The following is a 6,545-nucleotide window of genomic DNA, read 5'->3' as shown; positions in this document are numbered from 1 at the left end:
CGCGTGTCCGCGCCATCCACGCCCGGGTGCACGTGACGGAGGCGACCAGCTTCCTCGACGCCTGGATCCGCTACGCCGAGCCGAGCATGGCCGCTGCCGACCAGGACCGCTATTTCGCCGAGATGGCCGTCATCGGCGCGGCGCTGGGCGCCGACCCGGTGCCATGCAGCCGGGTCGAGGCGCGCCGGTTGATGCAGGGCATACGGCCGGCGCTGCGCCGCGACGCGCGGACCGAAGCGGTGGCCCGGCTGATCCTGCGCCGGCCGGCCGCGAGCCCGGCCGTCGAGCCGGTGCGGGCGCTGATGTCGCGGGCCGCCGTGGACTTGCTGCCGGAATGGGCCAGGCGCCTGCACGGGCTGCCGGCCCCGGGGCTGGACCTGCCGCTCGTGCAGGCGGGCATGTTCGGTGTGGCGGGAACGCTGCGCTGGGCGTTCGGGCAGGGCAGCGGCGAGGAGCGGTGGCACCGGGAGGCGTGACGCGGGTGGCTCATACCCAACTCGAAGCCGGCGGCATCGAGTTCATCCCAGAGAACGGGGGGGGGGTAGGCGTGAGGTTGAGGAAGCCGGTCGTATAGGCTTCGTGACGTCCGCATCGCCCCCTTTATTCGGAACTGATCGCTTCCTAATATCATGGCATGCCACCATCGCCCGATGCACTCCCCGAACGACACCGCGGCCCCGGCCGTCCGCGCGAGTTCGACATGGATGCCGCTCTTGACCAGGCGCTGCTGGTGTTCCGCGAACGTGGCTACCACGCCGCATCACTGACCGAACTCGGCGCGGCGATGGGGCTCTCGTCCGGAAGCATCTACAAGGCGTTCGTCGACAAGCAGGCACTGTTCCGCGCGGCCTTCGACCGCTACACCAGCCGACGCGGCGCTGAGCTTCGCCGAGCGGTCGATGCCGAGCGGACCGGCTTCGCGAAGATCCATGCCGTGCTGCGGTTCTACGCCGCGGCATCCCACGGTATTGAGGGCCGACGCGGCTGTCTTGTCGCCGGCGGCGCAGCGGCACTGGCCTCGCTTGACCCCGACATGGCGCGGTGCGTGACCAAGTCGATGCAGGCCACGGAGACGCTCCTGCTCGACCTTATCCGGCTTGGCCAGGCCGACGGTTCCGTTCCCGCCCACCTCGACGCCGGAACGGCGGCCGTGACCCTGCTGTGCCTTCTGCAAGGCATGCGGATCGTCGGCAAGGGTGGCCGGACCCATGCGGGAATGAAGGCGGTCGCGGACCACGCCCTTGGCCTGGTTGCCGCGACCCATACCGAATAAGGGAGCGCCCGCTTCCTTATATAGGCCGCACGCATCCCGCCCCGGCGGAAGCGGCCAGGAACCGCGAGCCGCAACGGCAGAAAGGAGCAGCAAAGGTGACGCAGGATCAACCGGTCTCCGTCCCCGCATCCCGGGTGACGGAGGCTGCACCCGCTGCCCGACCCGTGACCATGGCCGGGCTGGAGGGCTTCGCGCACCGGTTCCGCATGGTGGAGAACGTCAGGCTGCACTACGTCGAGGGCGGCAGGGCCGACGGTGACGCTGTCGTGCTGCTGGCCGGCTTTCCGGAGAGCTGGTACGCGTGGCGCAAGGTGATGCCGGCGCTCGCCGCCAGCTTTCGCGTGTTCGCCGTCGACCTTCCCGGCCAGGGCGATTCCGACTGCCCGGCCGAGGGCTACGATACGCGGTCGCTCGCCGTCGCGGTGCATGGCCTGCTGCGGCAAATCGGCATCGAGCGCTGCCTTCTCGCGGCCCATGACGTGGGCGCCTGGGTCGCCTTTCCCTACGCGATGCTGTTCGGTGCCGAGGTCCGCCGCCTCGTGCTGATGGATGCCGGCATCCCCGGCGTCACCCTGCCCGACGCGCTGCCGACGGCGCCGGACCGCGCCTGGCGCACCTGGCACTTCGCGTTCCATGCCGTGCCCGACCTGCCGGAAAGCCTGATTGCCGGCCGCGAGCCGGCCTATCTCGACTGGTTCCTGCGACGCAAGGCGGCGGATCCCGGCAGCTTCTCGGATGCCGACCTGGCCGAGTATCTGCGCGTGTTCCGCAGGGAGGGCGGGCTCCGGGCCGGGTTGGCCTACTACCGCGCCGCCGCTCTCTCGGCCCTGCAGAACCGGGAGCTTGCCGAGCGCGGCCGGCTGGCGATGCCGGTGCTGGCGCTCGGTTCCGACCAGGGCTCGATCGCCGACATGGCCGCGCCGCTGCGGGCCTTCGCCGACGAGGTGCGCGGCGCCACCATTCCGTTCTGCGGCCATTTCCTGCCGGAGGAGCAGCCGGAAGCGGTGGCCCGCGAGATGCTGGCCTTCTTCGCCGAGGCGATAGCGGTCCGGGCCGGGGTGCCGTCATGATGACCGACCCGAACTTCCCGACCGGTTCGACCGGCCTGATCGCGGTCGACAAGGTGGGAAACCGGATACTGTTCCTGCATCCGGAGACCCTCGCGGTGGAGACGGTCCTGGAGGGGTTCGCCCCACGGGTCCACGAGCTCGCGGTATCGGCCGACCGTGCCACCGCCTACGTCCCCGTGTACGGCGATGGCCGGCACGGCGACAACCCGCACCCCGGGCAGTCGATTGCCGTCATCGACCTCGCGGAGCGCCGGCATGCCGGCGAGCTGAGCGTGGCCCCGTTCCTGGCGCCCCACGGGATACGCTGGGGTGCCGGGGGCAGGCTCCTCTGCGTCTGCGAGAACAGCGGCATCGTGTTGGAGATCGACCCCCGGACCGGCGCGCATGGCCGCGTCTTCGATGTGGGCTCGACCAATGCGCACCGGATCGAGGTGCTGCCGGACGGGTCCAGGCTCTATGTCGAGAACGAGGAGGACCCTTTCGCCAGCGTGGTCGACCTGCGCACCGGCCGCCGACTGGCGGACATCCCCGCGCCGAACGGCCTGGCCGGGCTTGGCCTGTCGCCCGACGGGCGCCGCCTCGTCATGGTGGACGCGAAGCGGCCCGAGTTGCTGGTGGTCGATACCGCCCGGGATGCGGTCGTGGGGACGGTGCGGCTGTCGGGGCACCGGCAGGCGGCACAGATCGCCCGCTACGCCCCGGACGGCCGGCACCTGGTCGTCACCAGCCATGATGAGGGGCTTGGCACCATCCTGGGCGCCGACCTCGACACCCAGCGCACCGTCCCGCTCGGCAGGGAACCGATGGACGTCGCCTTTCATCCGGACGGGCGGACGGCCCTGGTGGGCAACCAGGGAGACGGCACGATCACGGTCCTGGACCTCGAGCATGCCGCTGTCCGCCTGACCGTCGCGGCGGGTGCCGGCGTCGAGGTGCTCGCCTATTACTGAGGTATCGTCGATCATCCGGAACGAAGCCGGCTCCGGCTCAGCCGACGGTGCTGATGCGCTGGCCACTCTGATCCGTTGGCCCGAGCCCTTCTGGAAGGGATGAAGGAATAACCCTCTCCGACGCCCTGCTGCTGGCCATTGGCCCGCTGGGCCTGATGGCCGCCGCCGCCCTGGCCTATTGGGCCGTCCACCGGCCGTCCTGACGGCGATCGGCGGCCAACATGGCCGTCCTGCGGTGCCCCCTCGAAACTGCTGGCGCCGAGTTCATCTCTGAGAACGGCGAGGGGCGGGGCTGGGGCAGCGGGCGAAGCCGGCGGTATGATCGTTCCGAAACCCCGGCGCATCAGGTCGAGCGCCGCCCCAGGGAGCACAGCGATGGGACAGCACCCTTCTCGCGGCGGCGACAAGAGCTCGCCCGGTCGTCCCGGCACTCTCTCCCGCCGGCGTCTGGCGGTCGCTGGCTTCGCGAGCGTCGTCAGCATGCGCGACGCGAGGGCGCAGGCGTGGCCGACGCACCCGATCCGCCTGATCGTCGCCTTCTCGCCCGGCGGCTTCACCGACATCGCGGCGCGTCTGCTGGCGCAGGGGCTGTCGATCGAACTGGGGCAGCCTGTCGTGGTGGAGAACCGGGCGGGCGCCGGCGGCATCATCGGTACGGAAGCTGCCGCGCAGGCGGTGCCGGATGGCTACACGTTGCTGCTGGGGACCATCAGCACGCATGCTATGAATGTCGGACTGTACCGGCAGCTCCCCTACGATCCGATGCGCAGCTTCACCGCCGTCTCGCGGGTGGCGAGCGGGCCCAACATCCTGGTGGCTCATCCGTCGCTGCCGGCCACCTCGGTCGCGGAACTGATTGCGCTGGCCAGGGCGCGGCCCGGCAGGATCACCTACGGGTCCGGCGGCATCGGCACCACGACGCATCTTGCCGGCGAATTGTTCAAGTCGATGGCCGGCGTGGATCTGCTGCATGTGCCCTTCCGCAGTCCCGCCCCTGCCGCGACGGCGCTGCTGTCCGGGCAGGTGGACATCATGTTCGACACGGCTCCCTCCGCGCTGCCGCCGGTCCGGCAGGGACGGTTGCGGGCACTCGGCATCACCTCGCCACGCCGCAGTCCGGACCTGCCCGATCTGCCATCGCTGGCGGAAACGCTGCCGGGCTTCGAGATGCGCACATGGGTCGGGGTATTCGCGCCCGCCGGTACGCCGGCCGCCATCGTGAACCGGCTCGATGCCGCCACACGCGCTGCCCTGGCCGGCCCGGATCTTCCGGGCAGGTTTGCCGAACTCGGGATGCGGCCATTTCCGGCCGGACCGGACGAGTTCGCCACCTATGTCGAGGCCGAGATCGGCAAGTGGGTCGACGTCACCCGACGTGGCGGCATCACTGCCGAATGAGCGAGCCGACGACGATCCCGACCCACCCCGAGGAGATGACCGCCAGCGTGGACATGCGCCTCGGCAGCAGCGTGTCGGTGCAGGCGCGTGCCCGCGCGACGCCGGCCGGGCTGATCGCCGCGGGCATCCTCGCCGCCGCCGTCATCCTGGCCATCGTGCCGCTGGTGCGGGCAGCGCGGCGGTGAGGTCGAGAAAGGGGCCGGGGCGTGACGCCGGCTGATCGCCTGCCGGTGCTACGCCGCCCGTGCCATCCTCTCGCCTCCGGAACGGGAGCGGGCCGCCCCGGGGCTCCGCGCCGCGTTGGCCTGCGCGGTGGTCGCTATCACTGGGGCGCCGGTGGGCAGCAGACACCTGACCGCGTGCGCGAATCGTGGAGCTTGGTGCGTCTGATGCACGCCGGCCAGCTCACCGCGGACGAGGTGATCCGCACCGTCGAGGGCGCGCTGCGCTAGGTCGCAAGTCGAAAATCGAATCTGATCAGTGACTTAGAGGCAGTAAGAGGCGTTGCTAAAGCGTTGATATAACATGGAATCTGGTGTAGGATTCGGCTGGCGGGCAACGTCGGGCTACCCTTGTTGCAGTCTTGCGGCAGTCGGCGGATGCCTTCTCGTAGGAGAAGGTTATGCACCGCCGATGGTAGTAGGGTCCGGGGGCCCGCCACCCTTGCGGCAGTAGCCGCGATAGAAGTCGAAAACCTCGATTTGCGGCGCCCGTAGCCGCCGCAGGGCAGCCTCCGGGATCATTTTTACACCATAGCCGAAGCGTTCTCCGCGCGCATTGCTCGTCACGCGGGGTGCCAACGCCTTGGCGAATTCCGGATTGACCCGTCCCTCCGCAGTGAGTTCGGTTGCTTGGTAGAAGGCTCCTGCGACGCAGTCGGCCAGTTGCAGACCTGCGCGTGACTTGTTCGGGTACTCAACCATGAGGCGGACATCCACGACCGACCATGCGAGGTTGCCCCACTTATTGAACATCATCCCCATCGCGTTCTGATCTCGCAGGTAGGAAAAGTAATCCCTAACCTCATCCAGCCTGACCCCGCCACGAGACGAGAACTCGAAGCGCACTGGTCTGTGCATTCCGAAATCCCTGATGGTGCGCCGGGCGCAGTAATCTGTGATCCTTTCGAGGAGCATTCGAGTGCACCAGCAATAGAACCACGCCGTTCGATTTACTTTAGCGGCTGCGGCATTATTGTTGATGTAACCCTGCATATTCCGCTTGTGCGAGAGTACTGTGAAAATACGAAGAGGTGGGTTGGCCAATCGGTCGCAGACGAGTGTCTTACGGTCGTCACGCAGTGTTCGGAAGTGCAAGTGCGCAAGTTGTGGTTGCTTCAATGCGTCCAGCAGCTGCGCTGCCCAAGTAACTGTTTCCGTCTCGCGCTCTATCCGAACTAGCACGGCCGACAAGATGAACCATTCTGACGCGCCGGGGGCGCTTTCGGTCCGAATAAGCCGCAGACCATCATCACCCGCCTCATCTATGAATGCGACGTATCCAGGCGGGACGATCGGCTGCGGCAAAGCCAAGGGCTGCACATACGGCATTGGGCGATAATACTAAGCGCGTCCGTTTCGCGGAAATCCCGATCCTGCTCTACCCGCCGGGCGAGATCGGGGCTGTCCTCCAGCACGCGGCGGCGACGCGCCCACACCCCCTCAGTTCACTGCCTCGCTGCCCGGCGCGGCGGCAGCCACCGGCGCCTGGAACCGAAAGGCCAGCATGGCCGCGTCGCGCTCGCCGCGCAGGCCGCGCACCAGTTCGATGCAGGCGTCGCGCAGCATCAGCCCTATCTCCGCCGTCTCCTCCAGCCGCTCCGGCGACGGCGCGACGGCCGGCGTCCCCAGGGCG

At 68.8% G+C, this 6,545-nt stretch carries 8 protein-coding genes; 6 read left to right on the top strand and 2 right to left on the bottom strand.

Annotated elements, in window-relative coordinates; translation table 11 throughout:
• The 6 genes from M0638_RS29015 to M0638_RS27430 form a co-directional block, all read left to right on the top strand.
• Window positions 1–476, top strand: a 476-nt coding sequence (locus tag M0638_RS29015; protein ID WP_282572335.1) for an oxygenase MpaB family protein, incomplete at its 5' end; no start/stop codon positions are given.
• A gap of 224 nt (window positions 477–700) precedes the next feature.
• On the top strand, window positions 701–1,273 hold the full coding sequence (locus tag M0638_RS27450; protein WP_248670142.1) for a TetR/AcrR family transcriptional regulator: 573 nt from the start codon (window positions 701–703) through the stop codon (window positions 1,271–1,273).
• A gap of 95 nt (window positions 1,274–1,368) precedes the next feature.
• The gene (locus M0638_RS27445; RefSeq protein WP_248670141.1) at window positions 1,369–2,343 is read left to right on the top strand and encodes an alpha/beta fold hydrolase; all 975 of its coding nucleotides are present in this window, start codon (window positions 1,369–1,371) and stop codon (window positions 2,341–2,343) included.
• Window positions 2,340–3,293, top strand: coding sequence for a YncE family protein (locus tag M0638_RS27440; protein WP_248670140.1), 954 nt, complete (start codon window positions 2,340–2,342; stop codon window positions 3,291–3,293). Before M0638_RS27445 ends, M0638_RS27440 begins: the two co-directional genes overlap by 4 nt.
• A 375-nt stretch (window positions 3,294–3,668) precedes the next feature.
• Window positions 3,669–4,691, top strand: a complete 1,023-nt coding sequence (locus tag M0638_RS27435; RefSeq protein WP_248670139.1) for a Bug family tripartite tricarboxylate transporter substrate binding protein — start codon at window positions 3,669–3,671, stop codon at window positions 4,689–4,691.
• Window positions 4,688–4,876 carry a hypothetical protein gene (locus M0638_RS27430; protein WP_248670138.1) on the top strand — a complete coding sequence of 63 codons (189 nt, stop codon included), beginning with the start codon at window positions 4,688–4,690 and terminating at the stop codon, window positions 4,874–4,876. The genes M0638_RS27435 and M0638_RS27430 overlap by 4 nt, the downstream gene beginning before the upstream one ends.
• A 435-nt stretch (window positions 4,877–5,311) precedes the next feature.
• Here M0638_RS27430 and M0638_RS27425 read toward each other — a convergent pair whose 3' ends face one another.
• Window positions 5,312–6,241 carry a DUF3800 domain-containing protein gene (locus M0638_RS27425; RefSeq protein ID WP_248670137.1) on the bottom strand — a complete coding sequence of 310 codons (930 nt, stop codon included), beginning with the start codon at window positions 6,239–6,241 and terminating at the stop codon, window positions 5,312–5,314.
• Window positions 6,242–6,352: 111 nt separating this feature from the next.
• Window positions 6,353–6,545: hypothetical protein (locus tag M0638_RS27420; protein ID WP_248670136.1), on the bottom strand; the 193-nt coding region annotated here is incomplete at its 5' end.

It is taken from the genome of Roseomonas acroporae (genome assembly GCF_023223525.1).
Classification (GTDB): domain Bacteria; phylum Pseudomonadota; class Alphaproteobacteria; order Acetobacterales; family Acetobacteraceae; genus Roseomonas_E; species Roseomonas_E acroporae.
Note: the sequence above shows the minus strand (reverse complement) of the source record. Positions and strands in the feature narration are given on the sequence as shown.